Origin of the sequence: Rhizobium phaseoli, assembly GCF_003985125.1 — a bacterium.
Lineage (GTDB): Bacteria > Pseudomonadota > Alphaproteobacteria > Rhizobiales > Rhizobiaceae > Rhizobium > Rhizobium phaseoli.
In genome coordinates, this window is the sequence record NZ_ML133565.1 from 520,745 (window position 1) to 537,242 (window position 16,498).

The following is a 16,498-nucleotide window of genomic DNA, read 5'->3' on the forward strand; positions in this document are numbered from 1 at the left end:
CGCGGCCAACCTCGTCAAATTCGCCTGCTCAGTTCATCTTCGCTCACGCCGAAGTGGTCGAGGATGATGCCGACGTTGCGGCGGTGAGATTTGAAATAGACGTCGAAAATATCGCCGATCAGCGGAACCGTGCCGCAGGCGGCGTCGACGCCGAGATTGACCGCCATGCGGGCGAGTTTGTGAGCGGGAAGGCCGAGCCGCCTTGCCTCATCGATGATGAAAAGACCGATCAGGGATCCGGCAATGTCGCCGATAGCGGGGATAAGGCCGAGGACCGAATCCGCGCCGATCCGCACGCCGACGACCGGCAATCGAACGGCCGTATCCATCAGACGGGCTATGCCGGCAGCGCGGCGAATTCGTGCGAATTCGGCAGAGGTGAGATATTTCGTTTTGCCGCTGTCCATGGCCGTGAAACGCCGCAAAACCGATAAGGTTCGCCGGCGACGTGATCGGAGAAGCGCACTATCTCTGGTCGGGAACCACGACCAATTTACCGACGAAGTTCTTCGCCATGAAATCGGTCTGGGCGCGGTGGAATTCCGACAGCGAGTAGACGCCGCCGACGAGAGGCCGGATTTTGCGGCTTTCGATATAGCCGACAAGCCGGCGGAAGTCGGCGCGGCTTCCCTGGCTCGATCCATGCAGTTGCAACTGCTTCAGATACATGGTCCTCAGGTCGAGCCGGATAACCGGGCCGGCGATCGCGCCGGCCGTCGTGTAACGGCCCTCGGGGCGCAGGATCTTCAGGAGATCGTTGAACAGCGGCCCGCCAACGAGATCGGCGACGACATCGATCGGTTGTCCGCGGCTTGCGGAATGCGCGGCTTCGACAAGTTCGCCCTTGCCGCGGGTAACGACCGCTTCGACGCCGATCTCGTGCATCGCCGCCTCCTTGCCGGGGCCGGCGACGGCGATCGGGATGGCGCCGCGGGCGCGCGCAAGCTGGATGATCGCCGAACCGACGCCGCCGAGGCGCCGGTGACGAGGACGCGTTCGCCGGCGGCAATCCGCGCCCGCTCCAGCAAACGCTCACCGGTCAGATAGGCGCAGCAGAAGGTGGCGAGTTCGACATCGGTCAGATCGGTTGCAACGACATGGGAGTTTTCGGCGGGCAGCGTCATATATTCGGCGTAGCCGCCGTCGCGGCCATGGCCCATGTAATCGATGTCGGCAAGGCTGTCGTCGTCGCGGTTGTAGATCGAGAAATCGACCACGACGCGTTGGCCGATGCGTTTTGGGTCGACGCCGGTGCCGACGCCGACGACATGACCGACCGTATCGGTGCCCTGAATACGCGGGAAGGTCAGCGTGTTGCCGCGCCTGCGCCAGGTGGAGACGGCGGACGGATCGTGTCGGTGCCGTAAGCGCCCTAGCGCACCCAGACGTCGGTGACGCGGATCAGCACTTCGCCCTCCGCCGGCGTCGGGACGGGCACCTCCCTGTCATAGACGAGCTTATCCAATCCGCCATGGCCGGTCAGCAATACGGCGGCCATCCTTTCCGGGATCGTCACGCGGCTTCTCCTCAGATCGCCTTGAAAACGCTTTCGATCGCGTCCGCTGCCGCCCTGACGACGACATCTGCCTCTTCGCGTGTCAGGCAGAGCGGCGGCGCGAAGCCAAGAATATCGCCCTGCGGCATGGCTCGGCCGATGACGCCGCGTTCGAGAAGAGCGGCGGCGACCTGCGGGCCGATCTTCCGGCCGGCATCGAAGAAGCGACGGTCGTCCTTATCTTCGACGAATTCGACCGCTGCCGTCAGGCCGTCGCCGCGGACGTCGCCGACGTTGCGATGGCCGCCCACCGCCTTCTCCAGCTCCGAGCGGAAGTAATCGGGCGACTGCGTTGCCGTGATGGCGATCGTGACGAACTTATATCACGGGCATGGCGCGCCGGGATGGTTTCGACCGCCGATCGCGTCAGGCCGCTTTCGGCGATCGCGACCCGGCAACTGCCGCATCGATCTGAAAGCGGCTGACAACGCCTTCCAGCGTCTGCGTCTGGCCGCCGAGCGCGCGGCAGGCCGAGACGGTTTCCACCGCCATGGCGGCGTTACGCTGCGTGACTTCATCGAGCGCATTGACCGAGGCGTTGATTTCCCCGATCGCCACGGCCTGCTCGGAAGAGACCGAAACGATGCGGGCGATCAGGCCGGCGACCTGTTCGACTTGGCCTTCGATTTCCATCAGCGCCTTGCCGGTGCGGTTGACGAGCTCGACGCCGGTGGAAACCTGCGACGACGACGTGGAAATCAGAGATCTGATCTCTTTGGCGGCGTTGGCCGAGCGGAGGGCGAGCTCACGCACTTCCTGCGCCACGACGGCGAAACCCTTGCCGGCTTCGCCGGCGCGGGCGGCCTCGACACCGGCATTGAGCGCCAGGAGGTTGGTCTGGAAGGCAATTTCGTCGATGACGTTGACGATCTCGCCGATCTGGGCGGACGAGCCTTCGATCTTTTGCATGGCGGCAATCGCTTCGCGCACGACGGCGGCCGAATGTTCGGCGCTGCTGCGAGTCTCGGCCATCATGCCGGTGGCCTTGCCGGCATGGTTCGAAGCGTCCTTGGCCTTGGCGTTCATTTCGCCGAGCGCGGCGGTCGCCTCTTCGAGCATTGCGGCCTGCTGTTCGGTGCGGGATGCCAGGCTGTCGGCCGCGTCCGTGATGCCGGCGGAAGAGCTGCCGACCTGTCTGGATGTCCGGGAGATCTCCGCCATCGAGGCGCAGAGCGCATCCATACTGTTGTTGAACTTGGCCCGCAACATTTCGTAGGCCGGGGCGAAGCCTGTGGTGATCCGGCAATCGAGATTGCCGAGCGAGAGTTGGTCCAGGCCGTAGGTCAACTCCTCGATCACCGTTTCCCGTCGCTGCTCCTCGGCAGCTTTTTCGGCCATCTGGCTGCGCTCGCGCTGGAATTCCTGATCGCGAAGCGCCGTTTCGCGCTTCTGTGCGTCCTGCCGCTCCAGCGCGTTGCGGCGGAACACCGCCACCGCCTTGGACATGGCGCCGATTTCGTCGGAGCGGTTGGCGTAGGGGACTTCGGTCGAGAAATCGCCTTCGGCGAGGTTGCCCATATAGGCTTTCATGCCATCCAGCGGCACGATAGCCCGGCGGCGCAGAAGATAGAGCCCAACCAGCAGCAGGGCGAAGGAGCCGAAGCCGGCGGCGCCCGCGTAGATCGTCCAGGTGACAATCTCCGAGGCGGCATTGCTTTCTTCGCCCTTCAGGAAGGCGTCGGAATTTGCGACAAGCTTTTCGACTGCATCCTGATGTGCGTGGAAGGCGACGCGCAATTGCTCGATGGCTCCATGCGCCTTGTTTTCGTCCTTGGCGTTCAGGGCTGGGATGATTTCACGGTTCATCACCTGCCAGAACAGATCGCCCTTGGCGAGGACATCGTTTTCAAGCTCGTCCTTCAAGGATTGCGGCAGCCGGGTGGATTTCCAGTAGGCGCGGCGGTCGTCGTAAGCGGCCTTAAGATTTGCGATCTTGGCAAGATTGGTCTCGGCCAGTTCGGGAAATTTGCTTGCCTCGAAAGACAGCATGTAGGATTCCACAACGAAGAGCGGCGGCGGCAGAATATCGGCAATGAGATCCTTGCCGTAGACCACCTGCTCGTAAACCGGGCCATTGACCTTCAGCCGCTCGAGCGCCGATTGCTGCAACCCGATCGACATGAAAAGACCTGTCGAAACAGCAACGCCGAAGGCCACCAAACTGCGGGCAATAGTAAATGCCAAGATCGTCTCCAAATAACTTTGCGGCGTCTCTTCTTGTCGAGATGCCTGATGTACGTGGATCATTATTTCGCAAGAACGCTGCAATATAGTTAACTCTTTTGGATCTCAGTTGCTCCGGCGACTATTTACAGGCCTGGCAAGTGTCCAAAATTGGGTCGTTTTTCCCTTGACGTGGTGTCAAGCCATCGTCTGCCATCTTGATGGCTGACACGGCGGGTTTATATTGACTGTGAAGGAGAGTTCATGGCTGAACCGCAACTTTCTGTACGGAGCGCAAGGGCGCGGGATCTTGCACACCGGCTTGCCCGCCGTGAAAATCGCTCGATAGCCGACATTGTCGAGCGGGCTCTTGAATCCTATGAAATACGCGAAGCCGGGCGCGAGCCGGCTGTGTCCTTCTATAACAGGCTTTCGCAACAAAGCGGGACGGACATCGACCTTGAAGCGGTCATCAGGGAAGGCAGGCAGGTTCACAAGGGCATTGAGCTTTGATTTTTCTCGATGCCAAGGTCGTTTCGGAAACTTTGAGAAAATCTCCGAGCGAAGCCGTCATCGCCTGGCTCGTCCGTCATGATGCCGAATTGGCTCTGCCTACGGTGACGATTGCCGAGATCGCTTTTGGTATCCAGAAGATCCGGCCAGATCAGCGAGCCGAACGCCTCGAGAAGGCACTCTCCGACTGGCGGCGCCGCTTCGCGGACCGGATTTTTGGTCTGACTGAAGAGGCTGCTCTTGCTTATGGCGACATCATGGGGGCCGCCGCGCGTCAAGGGCGCGGAATGTCGGCGCCGGACGGCATGATCGCCGCAATTGCGCGGGTAAATGGCGGTCGACTGGCAACGCGAAATCTGAGCGACTTTGCCGGGACAGGCCTTGAGTTGATTTCCCCTTGGGAATTCTGACGTCCTTCATCAGACTGTTTGCCGACCGAAGTCGATCTTGCTGACGAGGTGGAAGCGGCCTTGTAGCCGACGGTGTTCGCATCGGCGATATTGTCGGAAACCGTGCTCAGCCGGTTTGCCTGCGCGCTCATGCCCGAGACGGCGGTTTTCATGCTTCCAAAAAATGCGCATGGCTCGACCTTCAAGGTTTGGGAACATGCCATGTGACGAAAGGCTTCCAGGGCCGGATTGCGGGCGCGCGTCATCGCGCGCACCCGGACGAAGGCCGGCGCCGGTCGATGATTTGCGTGTCTGGATTGCCTCGTGATGGCGATAGGCGCTGCGGCTCATCCGTGCGCGGGCGTCGTGCGCCCGTTACGGCGCACCATGCGTGAAGAAACGAACTGCAACGCGACGAGCCCGTATGGATCGTCAGCTCGCGGCGGACTGGACGGACAACGAACCGGTGCCTGAGCTATCGAGCAGCGCAAAGAGCTGGCTCGCCTGGCTTTCGGTGACGTCATCAGGCTTGCCGGCCATGAACTCTTCCAACGACACCAGCCCGTCGCCGTCCGTCTCGAGATCGGAGAGCATTGACGACAGCTCGCCATCATCGCGGCGGCGGTGGCGGTCCGTCGGCACATTCCGATTGTCGGGCGGACATGGCTTCGGCGAGCGCATCGAGCGAGAGCGAGCCGGTGCCCTCGCTGTCGAAACTGTCAAACAGCGTTCCGGCCTGGTCCTCCATCACATCGGAGGGCCGGGCCGCGGCGAATTCGGCCTTGTTGACATAGCCGTCGCCATCGGTATCCAATTGTGAGACATCCATGCCTTCACCGCCATCCTGTTCCCCGCCGGGGCCGGATTGATCGGAGAAGGTTCATCGACATGGCCATCAGCTGCGACAAGAGCTTGTCGGTGCTGCTGCTCGAGTCTTCGTCGGACAGCTGGGTGGTTGTTGATTTTTTTGCTGAAACCGTATTACACGAAAGGATGTCCTCGGATGCGGACGTCGAGCTCCTGCTATAAGAATAGGAAGAGATTGATGTTTGCAGCAGAAATGGTCGTCATAAGCGCTCCATCGCTAAGGTGGGATGCAACGCGTTACAGAACGTATTAGTTCTCTAAATCGAAATCGCTAATGCTACAACCGAAGAAATCCCTCAGAAATCGTAGTGCGCTTTCTCAGGTCGTCGGCGTGCGCTTCGGCAGGGCGGGTTAGACGGTCATGAAAGCTATCGATGAGCCTGCGGAGGAGCCGCGCAGACGAGGCCGGCCGAAAGTCTCCACCGACGAAGACAAGCGCGTGCAGATCGTCGAAGTGGCCCGCCGGGTTTTTGTGAAATACGGATATGCCGGAAGCACGACCGCGGTCGTCGCCTCCGAAGCGGGCGTTTCCAAACAGACGCTCTATCGCCTGTTTGAGAGCAAAGAAGAGCTGTTCGCCGCCGTCGTCGCGGCGTATCGGCGCCTGATGCTTGATCTGCCACGGCCCGCCGAAGACTGTTCGATCGCCGAAAGCCTTGAACGGATCTTCATGCTCGACATGGACGAGGACAGAGATGCGGACCGCGCCGGTTTCCTGCAACTCGTCTTCCGTGAAGCAGCACAATTTCCTGAGCTCGTCGACATCCTGCAACGGGAAGGCATGCTCGCCAGCCGACAGGAGCTGGCCGACTGGCTGAGCGATCGCCGGGCCGAGGGCCGGCTTACCCTGGACGATCCGCTGAGCGGAGCCCGGATGCTGATGGACATGATCTTCGGAGGCATGGGACCGCCGGAGGGCCGTGCTCAGGCCTGGCCCGAGCGGGCAGCGCTGCTTGCCCATCTTCGCCGCTCAATTGCGATCTTTGCCGCCGGCATCGGCGCCGCCTGAGCGAACGAGAGCATTTCTGACTCTTGGACCTCAGCGATTCATCGAGCTTAGCCAACAGCTTGAGTGACAGCCGTTATGCCGAGTTCGCCGCCGCCTTCAAATTTTCCGGAGAGACCAAGACAGCACAGTCGGACGTGCAGCGGGACTACCTGCTGGACGCCTATGAGGCGTCCTTCGAGACCGAGGCGGACACCATCGACGACGAGACCGATTTATTTCGAGGAGAACATCGCGTCGATTACGTCGGTCGACGATTTCCTGTCGAGTTCGCGGCTGAAGAACTATGTGCTGACGGCGTTCGGCCTCCGCACCGAATACACATCGAGCAGCTTTCGGAAAGATGTCCTTACGAGCGATCTCGACGACGCCGACAGTTTCGTCAACCAGTTCGACGACGACGTCTATGTCAGCCTCGCAAAGGCCTTCAACTTCAACGAGGACGGCTCCGTCGACGGCGGTCTCCTGTCGGAAGACCAGATTTCACTGGTGACAAGTGCTTAAGCAGTGGCCTCTGCGACGATTGCTTCCAAAGTGATCCTACTCCGTTACCACCGCCCAACGTCGTTCGGCGGCCGCCACTCCGAGACCGATCGGGAACACTTCTTGTGGGAGAACTCTCCAGGAGTCGCTTGGGCGACCTCTTTGGAGTCCACATAATCGCCGCACATTTTGCTTCGACCATCTTGGCAACCCCAAGCGGTCAGAACGCAGCAAGTGGTCCGCTCGGAAAGCGGTCGAAAAAAATGCTGCACTGCCAAAAATATCACCACGCGCACTGCTGTGCGTTTTTTCGGCATGACCCATTGACAATTCATCCTTGATGGCACTTGATACATTATTCCAGTAAAACAGACACGCGTCCATTATACTGGAACAATGGGAACCATCCATAAGGGGAACGCCATGACCATTTCCTTTCGCACCGGTGTGATATCGCTGGTCGCCGCCGCTTTGTTGTCCACGCCTGTGCTCGCCGAGGGCAGCAAGCTCGATGAAGTGCTGGCCCGCGGCCATCTCGTTCTCGGCACGGGCAGCACCAATGCACCCTGGCACTTCAAGAGCGCGGACGACAAGCTTCAGGGCTTCGATGTCGACATGGGCCACATCATCGCCAAAGCCCTGTTCGGCGATCCGGAGAAGATCGAATATGTCAATCAGTCCTCGGACGCCCGCATTCCGAACATCACCACCGACAAGGTCGATATTACCTGCCAGTTCATGACCGTTACGGGGGAACGCGCCCAGCAGGTGGCCTTTACCATTCCCTATTATCGCGAGGGCGTCGGCCTGATGCTCAAGGCGGACGGAAAGTATGCCGATTATGCCGCTCTGAAGGCGGCGGGTTCCTCGGCCACCATCTCGGTTCTGCAGAACGTCTATGCGGAGACGATGGTGCATGCGGCATTGCCCGAGGCGACCGTCGACCAGTACGAATCCGTCGACCTGATCTACCAGGCGCTGGAGTCGGGGCGTGCGGATGCCGTCGCCACGGACCAGTCGTCGCTCGCCTGGTACATGACGCAGAACCCAGGCCGCTACAAGGATGCCGGCTACGGCTGGAACCCGCAGACCTATGCCTGCGCCGTCAAACGCGGTGACCAGGACTGGCTGAACTTCGTCAACACTGCTCTTCACGAAGCCATGACCGGCGTCGAATTCGACTTCTACGCCAAGTCCTTCAAGACCTGGTTCGGCAAAGACCTGACGCCGCCGCAGATCGGCTTCCCCGTCGAATTCAAGTGACGGTCATGCGAGGCGGGATCTCAAACCCGCTCCGCAGGAACAGGATGATCTTAGGCCGGGGTCGGCCTAAGATTGGTATCCGGTTCTAAATCGAGGAGTTGGAGCATGATGTCGTCCGAACCGCTCGCGCGTTCGACATCAGCTCCGGTCTGAAAGGGCCTGCATGGGTTACACGCTGAATTTCGCGGTCGTCTGGCGCAATTTCGACTTTCTGCTAAGCGGACTTGCGCTCAGCCTCGGCCTTGCCGTGATCTCGATCCTGATCGGGGCCGCAATCGGTCTTGTCGTCGCTTTCGCGCTGACATCCAGGAGGCGCTTCGCGCTCGTGCCGGCGCGCATTTATGTCACTGTCATTCGCAACCTGCCGATTCTCGTCCTCGTGCTTTTCGCCTTTTTCGCGCTGCCGCAGATGGGCTTGCGCCTCGACAAGATGAAAAGCTTCGTGCTGGTTCTCTCCCTCTATTCCGGCGCCTATCTGGCCGAAGTATTCCGTGCCGGCCTGCTGTCGATTCCGAGAGGACTGACCGAAGCGGGACTCGCCATCGGCCTGACCGGGATGCAGATCCGCAGTTCCATCATTGCGCCGCTGATGCTGCGCAACGTGCTGCCATCGCTTTCGTCGACGATCATCTCGCTCTTCAAGGACACTTCGCTCGCCGCCGCCATCGCCGTGCCCGAACTGACCTTTGCCGCCCGCAAGATCAATGTCGAGAGCTTCCGTGTCATAGAGACCTGGATGGTCACATCAGCTCTCTATGTCGCGACCTGTTTCCTCATCGCCGCCCTGATGCGCCTCGTCGAGCGCCGTCTGGCCCTGCCGAGATAGTCCCGATGTCCCACACTTTTCTCGAACAACTCTGGATCGCCCGCTACGTCATCATGAACGGCATCGCCATGACGGTGTCGATCTCGCTGCTGGCCATTCTCGCCGGCTCCCTCATCGGCGTTTTCGTCGGCCTGGCGCTCGTCTATGGCGGCATGATTTTACGCCTCATCGTGCGCGCCTATACGGATATCATCCGCGGCACGCCGGTGCTCGTTCTCGTGCTGGCAAGCTATTACGTCTCCGCTGCGGTCGGTCTCGATCTCGGGCCGTTTTCCGCCGGGGTGCTCGCCCTTGCCATCTTCTGCTCTTCCCATGTCGGCGAGATCGTGCGCGGAGCGCTTCAGGCGATCCCGAAGGGGCAGACGGAAGCCGCCAAGGCGATCGGCCTGACCTTTACCCAGACCTTTACCTCGGTGCTGTGGCCGCAGGCCATGCGCCAGTGCCTGCCGGCATGGGTGAATACGGCGGCCGAAATGGTGAAGGCGTCGACGCTGCTCTCGGTCATCGGCGTCGCGGAGCTTCTGCTGCGCACGCAGGAGATCATTTCCCGCAATTTCATGAGCCTCCAGTTCTATTTTCTGGCCGGTGGTCTCTATTTCATCGTCAACTACGGCATCGAGCACTTCGGCAAATATGTCGAGCGCAAGACCGCCCTGCCGTCCTGAGGAGACTTCCCGATGGCCAAGACCATTCTCGACATCAAGGGTCTGCGCAAGACTTACGGTATCCACGAGGTTCTCAAAGGCGTCGATTGCGCTGTGCAGGAAGGCGAGGTCATCTCGATCATCGGTTCGTCCGGTTCCGGCAAGACCACCTTGCTGCGCTGCGTCAACATGCTTGAGGAATTCCAGGGCGGCACGATCCGCCTCGACGGCGAAGAGATCGGCTATCGCGTCGATGGTGCGACGCGGCGGCGCAAGAGCGAAAAGGAGATTGCCCGCCAGCGCGCGCTGACCGGCATGGCCTTCCAGCAGTTCAATCTCTTCCCGCATATGAGCGCCGCCGAAAACGTCATGCTCGGCCTCATCAAAGTGAAGAAGATGACCAAGCCGGAGGCCCGCATCATCGCCGAAAAATGGCTCGACCGCGTCGGCCTCGCCGCCCGCACCAACCATTATCCCGGTCAGCTCTCCGGCGGCCAGCAGCAGCGCGTTGCAATTGCTCGCGCCATCGCCATGTCGCCGCGGCTGATGCTGTTCGATGAGGTAACCTCGGCGCTCGACCCGGAACTGGTGGGCGAGGTGCTGCAGGTGATCAAGGGGCTTGCCGCCGACGGCATGACCATGCTGCTCGTCACCCACGAGATGCGTTTTGCCTACGAGGTTTCGTCCCGCGTCATCTTCATGAACCAGGGCGTCATCTGCGAGGAGGGCGATCCGAAGGAAATGTTCGTGCGTCCGAAGACCGAACGGTTGGCCGAATTCCTCAAAACCTCGAGCTTCAACTAAAAAACGCCAAGCGAGGCAGTTCGGCGCCTCCGGCGCCGGTGCCGCTGCCCGGTCGGTTGACGATCAGGATATCGGTGCGGGGAGGGGGCCGGCGCCCGCATAAATTCCGCGCAGGCTGCATTCCCTACAGGCAAATTTCCCGCAACGCATCCGAGCCCTCTTGAAAATCCTGGCCGCATGATTTTGGCATGCGCTTTGCTTTCTCTCTTGTATGCAAGAGTGCCACACATCCGAGACCACGCAGAAGTCCATCGAGGCGACGATCGTCTCCGGCATCCTGTCTGCCAGGATTCGGCCCGGTACGCGGCTTGGCGAAAACCAGCTGGCAACGCTCTTCGGCGTATCCCGAACCCGCGTCCGTGAAGCCATGATGCGCCTGGAGACCCGCGGTATCGTGCATGTCAGCCCTCGGCGAGGCTGGTTTGTCGTCGAGCCGTCCGCCGAAGATGCGATCGCGGTTTATGAGGCGCGGCGTATCGTCGAGGCCGGTTTGCTGCGCAGCATGCGCGTGCTGGCGGAGGAGGGCCGCAAAGCTCTCGACGCGCATCTGAACGAGGAGCGGAATGCAATGGCGGCGGGCGACCGCCAGCGCCTGACCTATCTGATGGGCGATTTTCATATCCGCATCGCGGAACTGAGCGGGAACGCCATCATCGTCGATATCCTGCGTGACCTGACCGCAAGGACCATCCTCATCTCGATGCTCTATCAGTCCGAATTTCACGCGGCGCAGTCCCACGAGGGGCATTGCCGCATTTTCGAGGCCATGCAGGCGGGCGACTTTGTCAAAGCTGCGGCGCTCTCCGTCGAACATCTTGATGAAGTCGAAATGGGCCTCGATCTCACGGCACGCCCGGATCCGCTTTCGGATCTGCGCAATTCCCTGTCGCTGCCGCCCAAGACCGCGTCCGCCGTCCCCCAACAGCCAGACTTGAAAGCCACAACCTCAAAGGAGCAATGAACCCATGCTGACAAGACGAGTCTTCTTCGCAATCGCGACCCTGGCCGCGACCTTCGGCTTCAACGCGCCGTCTCACGCCGATGCTCTCGCCGACATTACGGCGCGCGGGACGCTGCGTGTCGCTGTCCCGCAGGATTTCCCGCCCTTCGGCAGCGTCGGCACCGACATGGCGCCCATGGGCTATGATATCGACATGGCCAATCTCATTGCCGAAAAGCTCGGCGTCAAAGCCGAGCTCGTGCCGGTCACGAGCGCCAACCGCGTCCCCTATCTGCAGACGAACAAGGTCGATCTTGTCATATCAAGCCTTGGCAAGAATCCGGACCGCGAAAAGGTGATCGACTTCTCGGTCGCCTACGCGCCCTTCTTCAACGGCGTGTTCGCACCGGCCGATCTTGCGGTCGCCAAGGCGGAAGATCTCGCAGGCAAGAGCATCGGCGTCACGCGCGGCGCCGTCGAAGATCTCGAGCTGACGAAGATCGCGCCAACCGACGCGACGATCAAGCGTTACGAGGACAATAACGGCACCATCTCGGCGTTCCTGTCCGGCCAGGTCGATATCATTGCCACCGGCAATGTCGTGGCGGCTGCGATCCTCGCCAAGAATCCTCCCAAGCGCCCGGAGCTGAAGTTCCTCATCAAGAACTCGCCCTGCTACATCGGCCTCAACAAGGAACAGTCCGCCCTGCTGGAGAAAGTGAACGGCATTATCGCCGCCGCTAAAACCGACGGCACGCTGAATGCGATATCGCAGAAGTGGCTCGGCGCCGATCTGCCGTCCGATCTGTAAGCAAACCTGGTTCTTGCGCATGTCTCCTGCGGCCGCGGGATGACATGCGCCCCGTCACCGCAAGAGGGGACATTCCTTGAGCTACCATTTCGAATTCGGCTGGCTGCTTCAATATTACCCTGACATCATCAAGGGCATCGTGATCACCTTGGAGCTTATCGCGGTCGGCGGGGTGCTTGGCATTTCGCTCGGCATTTTCTGCGCCTGGGTGCGGGCACTCGGCCCGGCCTGGCTGAAACCGGTCGTTGCGGCCTATGTCGAGCTGATCCGCAACACGCCCTTCCTGATTCAGCTCTTTTTCATCTTTTTCGGTCTTCCGTCGATCGGCCTCCATCTTTCCGAACTGACGGCGGCCAATCTTGCAATGGTCGTCAACCTCGGCGCCTATAGCTGCGAAATTATCCGTGCCGGTATCCAGGCAACGCCGAAGGGCCAGTTCGAGGCGGGCGAGAGCCTTGCCATGACGCGCTTCGAGACCTTCCGGCATGTGGTTCTCGTGCCTTCGCTGCAGCGCATCTGGCCAGCGCTGTCGTCGCAAGTCGTCATCGTCATGCTCGGCTCGTCGGTCGTGTCGCAGATCGCCGCCGAAGATCTGACCTTTGCCGCAAACTTCATACAGTCGCGAACCTTCCGCGCCTTCGAGGCCTACATCGTCTCGACTGCCATTTATCTCACGCTGGCGATCCTGCTCCGGCAGGTGCTGGCTGTCATCGGCGGGTTGATTTTTCCAAGGAGAGCGGCGCTATGATCGAGTTCACCCTCTGGGATATACTGCGCAACCTGCTGCTCGCCACCCGCTGGACAATCCTTCTCTCGCTCGTCTCCTTCATCGGCGGGGGCGCGGTCGGACTGGGGTTGCTGTTGCTGCGCATCAGCAAAAACAAGGCGTGCAGGGCATTCGCGAAATATTATATCGAGCTCTTCCAGGGCACGCCGTTGCTGATGCAGCTCTTCATTGCTTTTTTCGGTCTCGGTCTCTTCGGCATCGATGTGCCGGCCTGGCTTGCCGCGGGCATGGCGCTCATCCTGTGGACCGCAGCCTTTCTCGCCGAAATATGGCGAGGCTGCGTCGAGTCGGTCGCCAGAGGGCAATGGGAAGCCTCCGCCAGCCTCGGCATGGGGCGGTTGCAGCAGATGCGCTACGTCATCCTTCCGCAGGCGCTGAGGGTCGCCATCCCGCCCACGGTCGGCTTTTCCGTCCAGATCATCAAGGGAACGGCGCTGACCTCGATCATCGGCTTCGTCGAATTGTCGAAAGCCGGCACCGTGGTCACCAACGCCACCTTCCAGCCCTTCACCGTCTATGGGCTCGTCGCCCTCATCTACTTCGCCCTTTGCTGGCCCTTGTCAAAAAGCAGCCAGATCCTGGAGAGGAAGCTCAATGTCGCTCATCGAAATCACTGAAGTCCGCAAAAGCTTTGGAGCCACCGAGGTGCTGAAAGGCATCAATCTCGATGTAGAGCCGGGGGAAGTCATCGCCATTATCGGCAAGAGCGGTTCGGGTAAATCGACCCTGCTTCGCTGCATCAACGGCCTGGAGACCATCACCAGCGGCTCCATCTCCGTGGCCGGTGCGCAGCTCCTAGGCGACGAGGTGCATCTGAAGGCGCTGCGTCTCAAGGTCGGCATGATCTTTCAGCAATTCAACCTTTTCCCGCACTTGAGCGCCGGCGGCAATGTCATGCTGTCGCAAACCGTGGTCAAGAAAACTCCGAAGGCCGAGGCAGAAGCCGTCGCCCGCAAGATGCTGGAGCGGGTGGGGCTGGGCCACAAGTTCGACGCCTATCCGGATGAGCTCTCGGGCGGCCAGCAACAGCGCGTCGCCATTGCCCGCGCGCTCGCCATGCAGCCGACCGCACTTCTCTGCGACGAGATTACCTCGGCGCTCGATCCGGAACTGGTCGCCGAAGTTCTGGCGGTGGTGCGCGAGCTTGCCGCCGAGGGAATGACGCTCCTGATGGTCACGCATGAGATGAAGTTTGCCCGCGACGTCTGCAGCCGCGTCGTGTTCATGCATCAGGGCAGGGTCCACGAAGCAGGCCGCCCGGAGGATCTCTTCGCCAATCCGCAAACTGCCGAGCTCAGGCAGTTCCTCGGTGTCGGCTAGGGGCGTCGCAGGTGAAACGAATGTAAGGCTTGAGAGCGGTCGTGTGCCGCCCGCTTGTTGGTGGCTACCGCCATGTCTTGGTGAGAAATCCCGATGGACCTTGAACGGGATCGCTATGGGGGATGGGTACGGACGCGATTTTCGCCAGCATTTCGTTTGAAGCAGCCGAAGTCTGAATGTCGGCTTGCTGTCCCTTGGGATAAGCGCCGACGACCTGGAAGTCCGGCGTGCAGCCGAGATTTTGGTGGCCTGTCCCGGCCGGAAGCACCAAGCAGTCCCCCGCCGTGACCTCGATGGCCTGACCGCCGGAACCGCCAATCAGAAGGGTGGCGCTGCCACGTGCCACTCCGAGCACCTCATGCGCGCCGGCATGGTAGTGCTGATAATCGAAGACACCGTTTGCCCAGATGTCTGTCCAACCGCCTTCCGCGAAGCGACCTTCGAAATCACAACGTCGGTCGTCGTCAAGAAGCCCCTTGTAAAGTAACACCGGGAGACGCTGATTGTTTGGGACCCAATCGCTCGGCTCGAAAATTATCGTTTCGACATGCATGTTGGATGCCTAGCTTGTCACGGATTGACGGGGGGCGTTGACGCTGCTCGCTCAGACCTTTTCGGAGCGCTCGTCACCGAAGTCACCCGCGCTGTCGGCTTCAAAAAACTAAACCTTGGTGTTTGCCAAAGGTTCCTCGGCGCGCTGTCGCCTCCCGGAGGATAGTGGGGGACCGGCGGGAGGCGTGCCTGGTGCCCCCGATCTGGCCACCTGCGGTCGCTTCGGCAAGCACGAGCTCGGCCCGCAGCAGCCTGACGAAATCATTCATTCTTCGACTTGTTCGGTCTGCAACGCCGAAATTCCCTGTACGGCCGCTCCGTCTTCAAGATCACTCTGACGACTGGGCGGCCGCTCCGGGAATTATCGGTCCTTGTTGCCGGCAGGGGCGGGCAGCAAGACCGGCTCGGCCGAGTGCGTCGGCGCCATCAGCTGAGCGAGAATGTCGTCCGCCGAATGGCTCGAACTGCCAATGCCGGCCTCGCGCAGCTGGCGGTCGAGATCGCTGCCGTTTTCCAGCGCGGCCAGTTCAGCGCCGGCTTCGATACGGCCGGCGGTGATTTCCTGGCGTTTCTTGATGCGTTCGAGACTTTCCACGGCGCTGCCGAGACGGGTGTTGATGCCCGACTGGCTATGGGCGATCGCCGATTGGGCGCGCAGCAGCGACTCGTTGGCTTTGACGTTCTCCACTTCGCGCTTCATCTGCGCGATGCGCGACTCGGTTTCCTGGATCGTGCGCAGCATCTGCTGCTGGCGGGGCAGCAGCCGATCGAGCTCTTCCTGGTCTCGCTGCACTTCGGCGCGGCTATTGGCAATGCGCTGCGCGAGACCCTGCGCGAGATCCGTACGGCCTGCGGAGATCGCAGCGCGGGCGCTGTCGGTATCCTTGGTTTCCTTCGCGCGGTTTTCTTCAAGCCGGCGCATGACGCTCTTGTTCGATGCCATGATGCCGGCCAGATCGGATCGCGCCCGGCGCAGCGATTGCTCGGCGTCGCGAATTTCCTGGTCGAGAATGCGCATGGATTGGCTGTCGGCGGCCGCTTCTGCTGCCTCGTTGATGCCGCCGCGAATGGCGGTAAAAATCTTTCCCCAGGTGCTCACGCTGCAATCTCCCCGCTTTTCCATTCTTCAATCATATGCGCTGCGTCGACGGCGTTGGCAGCCAGAATCGCGACTTCCTCGACGACGGTCTCGGCCGACGAGCGTGCCGACAGCGAACCGAACAATTCGTACCATTCCTCACCGTCAATCGTGGTGATGCCGAAGCTCGAAAGCGGGACGAACTTGTGCGTCTTCAGAACCATGCGTTCGAAGGCCTCTCGCTTGGGCACCTCCTTGCAGGGCACCAGAACAACGCTGACGAGGATATCGCGCTCGCCGCTCACCGTGACGAAGACGTCAAGATCGCCTCTTTCCTTCAGCGTTACACACAAGACGTCCCCGTGCTCGGGTACGGCTACATCAACATCGCCGAGCGCCTCCGGATCGGCGGCGAACAGGCGCGTCAAAGTTGTGAGGTTCCAGGTCTCCAAAAAGTCCTCCATCGGTTAGAGCGTCAAAAATATCTGGGTAGTCGG

At 60.8% G+C, this 16,498-nt stretch carries 20 protein-coding genes and 3 pseudogenes; 13 read left to right on the forward strand and 10 right to left on the reverse strand.

The window, feature by feature from the left end; all coding sequences use genetic code 11:
- Nucleotides 1–14: 14 nt before the first annotated feature.
- From EFD56_RS02380 to EFD56_RS02395, 4 genes and pseudogenes are all read right to left on the reverse strand, one after another.
- Nucleotides 15–407: a DUF4112 domain-containing protein gene (locus EFD56_RS02380; RefSeq protein WP_126904529.1), complete on the reverse strand. Its 393-nt coding sequence runs from the start codon at nt 405–407 to the stop codon at nt 15–17.
- Nucleotides 408–465: 58 nt separating this feature from the next.
- A pseudogene (locus tag EFD56_RS02385) lies at nt 466–1,516 on the reverse strand (alcohol dehydrogenase family protein).
- A gap of 11 nt (nt 1,517–1,527) precedes the next feature.
- Complete coding sequence (locus EFD56_RS02390) at nt 1,528–1,863, reverse strand: aminotransferase class III-fold pyridoxal phosphate-dependent enzyme (RefSeq protein WP_281040030.1); 336 nt, start codon at nt 1,861–1,863, stop codon at nt 1,528–1,530.
- A gap of 58 nt (nt 1,864–1,921) precedes the next feature.
- Nucleotides 1,922–3,739 carry a methyl-accepting chemotaxis protein gene (locus EFD56_RS02395; RefSeq protein ID WP_126904530.1) on the reverse strand — a complete coding sequence of 606 codons (1,818 nt, stop codon included), beginning with the start codon at nt 3,737–3,739 and terminating at the stop codon, nt 1,922–1,924.
- Nucleotides 3,740–3,982: 243 nt separating this feature from the next.
- On the opposite strand from EFD56_RS02395, the gene EFD56_RS02400 reads away from it, so the two are divergent.
- Complete coding sequence (locus EFD56_RS02400; protein WP_016735730.1) at nt 3,983–4,231, forward strand: type II toxin-antitoxin system VapB family antitoxin; 249 nt, start codon at nt 3,983–3,985, stop codon at nt 4,229–4,231.
- Nucleotides 4,228–4,641 (forward strand): type II toxin-antitoxin system VapC family toxin, encoded by a 414-nt coding sequence (locus EFD56_RS02405; RefSeq protein ID WP_064823948.1) that lies wholly within the window; start codon nt 4,228–4,230, stop codon nt 4,639–4,641. Before EFD56_RS02400 ends, EFD56_RS02405 begins: the two co-directional genes overlap by 4 nt.
- Here EFD56_RS02405 and EFD56_RS02410 read toward each other — a convergent pair.
- The 3 genes and pseudogenes from EFD56_RS02410 to EFD56_RS33095 all read right to left on the reverse strand — a co-directional run.
- A pseudogene (locus EFD56_RS02410) lies at nt 4,626–4,844 on the reverse strand (flagellar basal body protein); the annotation flags it as partial. The gene EFD56_RS02405 and the pseudogene EFD56_RS02410 overlap by 16 nt on opposite strands.
- A 208-nt stretch (nt 4,845–5,052) precedes the next feature.
- The gene (locus tag EFD56_RS33090) at nt 5,053–5,214 is read right to left on the reverse strand and encodes an EF-hand domain-containing protein (RefSeq protein WP_225880153.1); all 162 of its coding nucleotides are present in this window, start codon (nt 5,212–5,214) and stop codon (nt 5,053–5,055) included.
- A gap of 16 nt (nt 5,215–5,230) precedes the next feature.
- Complete coding sequence (locus EFD56_RS33095; RefSeq protein ID WP_225880154.1) at nt 5,231–5,449, reverse strand: EF-hand domain-containing protein; 219 nt, start codon at nt 5,447–5,449, stop codon at nt 5,231–5,233.
- A 399-nt stretch (nt 5,450–5,848) separates the two neighbouring features.
- Between EFD56_RS33095 and EFD56_RS02420 the strand changes: the two genes are divergently transcribed.
- The 11 genes and pseudogenes from EFD56_RS02420 (at nt 5,849) to EFD56_RS02470 (ending at nt 14,371) form a co-directional block, all read left to right on the forward strand.
- Nucleotides 5,849–6,496, forward strand: coding sequence for a TetR/AcrR family transcriptional regulator (locus EFD56_RS02420; protein ID WP_010024936.1), 648 nt, complete (start codon nt 5,849–5,851; stop codon nt 6,494–6,496).
- A gap of 26 nt (nt 6,497–6,522) precedes the next feature.
- Nucleotides 6,523–6,994 (forward strand): annotated as a pseudogene (locus tag EFD56_RS02425) (DUF1217 domain-containing protein); the annotation flags it as partial.
- Between the two features lie 405 nt (nt 6,995–7,399).
- A complete protein-coding gene (locus EFD56_RS02430; protein WP_010024938.1) occupies nt 7,400–8,239 on the forward strand; it encodes a transporter substrate-binding protein in 840 nt (279 codons plus the stop codon).
- 163 nt (nt 8,240–8,402) lie between these two features.
- Nucleotides 8,403–9,065: an amino acid ABC transporter permease gene (locus tag EFD56_RS02435; protein WP_016735724.1), complete on the forward strand. Its 663-nt coding sequence runs from the start codon at nt 8,403–8,405 to the stop codon at nt 9,063–9,065.
- 5 nt (nt 9,066–9,070) lie between these two features.
- Complete coding sequence (locus tag EFD56_RS02440; protein ID WP_126904531.1) at nt 9,071–9,730, forward strand: amino acid ABC transporter permease; 660 nt, start codon at nt 9,071–9,073, stop codon at nt 9,728–9,730.
- Nucleotides 9,731–9,742: 12 nt separating this feature from the next.
- Nucleotides 9,743–10,513: an amino acid ABC transporter ATP-binding protein gene (locus tag EFD56_RS02445; protein WP_010025547.1), complete on the forward strand. Its 771-nt coding sequence runs from the start codon at nt 9,743–9,745 to the stop codon at nt 10,511–10,513.
- Nucleotides 10,514–10,724: 211 nt separating this feature from the next.
- Nucleotides 10,725–11,474 carry a GntR family transcriptional regulator gene (locus EFD56_RS02450; RefSeq protein ID WP_126904532.1) on the forward strand — a complete coding sequence of 250 codons (750 nt, stop codon included), beginning with the start codon at nt 10,725–10,727 and terminating at the stop codon, nt 11,472–11,474.
- 4 nt (nt 11,475–11,478) lie between these two features.
- Nucleotides 11,479–12,264, forward strand: a complete 786-nt coding sequence (locus EFD56_RS02455; protein WP_004673673.1) for a transporter substrate-binding domain-containing protein — start codon at nt 11,479–11,481, stop codon at nt 12,262–12,264.
- Between the two features lie 76 nt (nt 12,265–12,340).
- On the forward strand, nt 12,341–13,012 hold the full coding sequence (locus EFD56_RS02460; RefSeq protein WP_037115065.1) for an amino acid ABC transporter permease: 672 nt from the start codon (nt 12,341–12,343) through the stop codon (nt 13,010–13,012).
- Nucleotides 13,009–13,668 carry an amino acid ABC transporter permease gene (locus EFD56_RS02465; RefSeq protein WP_037145887.1) on the forward strand — a complete coding sequence of 220 codons (660 nt, stop codon included), beginning with the start codon at nt 13,009–13,011 and terminating at the stop codon, nt 13,666–13,668. The genes EFD56_RS02460 and EFD56_RS02465 overlap by 4 nt, the downstream gene beginning before the upstream one ends.
- Complete coding sequence (locus EFD56_RS02470; RefSeq protein ID WP_010009825.1) at nt 13,646–14,371, forward strand: amino acid ABC transporter ATP-binding protein; 726 nt, start codon at nt 13,646–13,648, stop codon at nt 14,369–14,371. Before EFD56_RS02465 ends, EFD56_RS02470 begins: the two co-directional genes overlap by 23 nt.
- 64 nt (nt 14,372–14,435) lie before the next feature.
- On the opposite strand, the gene EFD56_RS02475 is transcribed toward EFD56_RS02470, so the two are convergent.
- The 3 genes from EFD56_RS02475 to EFD56_RS02485 all read right to left on the reverse strand — a co-directional run bounded on the left by EFD56_RS02475 (nt 14,436) and on the right by EFD56_RS02485 (nt 16,465).
- A complete protein-coding gene (locus tag EFD56_RS02475; RefSeq protein WP_064832323.1) occupies nt 14,436–14,924 on the reverse strand; it encodes a cupin domain-containing protein in 489 nt (162 codons plus the stop codon).
- A gap of 360 nt (nt 14,925–15,284) precedes the next feature.
- On the reverse strand, nt 15,285–16,022 hold the full coding sequence (locus EFD56_RS02480; RefSeq protein WP_010009822.1) for a PspA/IM30 family protein: 738 nt from the start codon (nt 16,020–16,022) through the stop codon (nt 15,285–15,287).
- Complete coding sequence (locus EFD56_RS02485) at nt 16,019–16,465, reverse strand: YjfI family protein (RefSeq protein WP_010009818.1); 447 nt, start codon at nt 16,463–16,465, stop codon at nt 16,019–16,021. The genes EFD56_RS02480 and EFD56_RS02485 overlap by 4 nt, the downstream gene beginning before the upstream one ends.
- Nucleotides 16,466–16,498: the final 33 nt, after the last annotated feature.

Coding starts and splice junctions, on each gene's coding strand:
- EFD56_RS33090 (WP_225880153.1), bottom strand. CDS start 5,214: ATGCTCTCCGATCTCGAGACGGACGGCGACGGGCTGGTGTCGTTGGAA.
- EFD56_RS02420 (WP_010024936.1), top strand. CDS start 5,849: ATGAAAGCTATCGATGAGCCTGCGGAGGAGCCGCGCAGACGAGGCCGG.
- EFD56_RS02470 (WP_010009825.1), top strand. CDS start 13,646: ATGTCGCTCATCGAAATCACTGAAGTCCGCAAAAGCTTTGGAGCCACC.
- EFD56_RS02440 (WP_126904531.1), top strand. CDS start 9,071: ATGTCCCACACTTTTCTCGAACAACTCTGGATCGCCCGCTACGTCATC.
- EFD56_RS02455 (WP_004673673.1), top strand. CDS start 11,479: ATGCTGACAAGACGAGTCTTCTTCGCAATCGCGACCCTGGCCGCGACC.
- EFD56_RS02435 (WP_016735724.1), top strand. CDS start 8,403: ATGGGTTACACGCTGAATTTCGCGGTCGTCTGGCGCAATTTCGACTTT.
- EFD56_RS33095 (WP_225880154.1), bottom strand. CDS start 5,449: ATGGATGTCTCACAATTGGATACCGATGGCGACGGCTATGTCAACAAG.
- EFD56_RS02380 (WP_126904529.1), bottom strand. CDS start 407: ATGGACAGCGGCAAAACGAAATATCTCACCTCTGCCGAATTCGCACGA.
- EFD56_RS02485 (WP_010009818.1), bottom strand. CDS start 16,465: ATGGAGGACTTTTTGGAGACCTGGAACCTCACAACTTTGACGCGCCTG.
- EFD56_RS02400 (WP_016735730.1), top strand. CDS start 3,983: ATGGCTGAACCGCAACTTTCTGTACGGAGCGCAAGGGCGCGGGATCTT.
- EFD56_RS02430 (WP_010024938.1), top strand. CDS start 7,400: ATGACCATTTCCTTTCGCACCGGTGTGATATCGCTGGTCGCCGCCGCT.
- EFD56_RS02475 (WP_064832323.1), bottom strand. CDS start 14,924: ATGCATGTCGAAACGATAATTTTCGAGCCGAGCGATTGGGTCCCAAAC.
- EFD56_RS02465 (WP_037145887.1), top strand. CDS start 13,009: ATGATCGAGTTCACCCTCTGGGATATACTGCGCAACCTGCTGCTCGCC.
- EFD56_RS02445 (WP_010025547.1), top strand. CDS start 9,743: ATGGCCAAGACCATTCTCGACATCAAGGGTCTGCGCAAGACTTACGGT.
- EFD56_RS02450 (WP_126904532.1), top strand. CDS start 10,725: ATGCAAGAGTGCCACACATCCGAGACCACGCAGAAGTCCATCGAGGCG.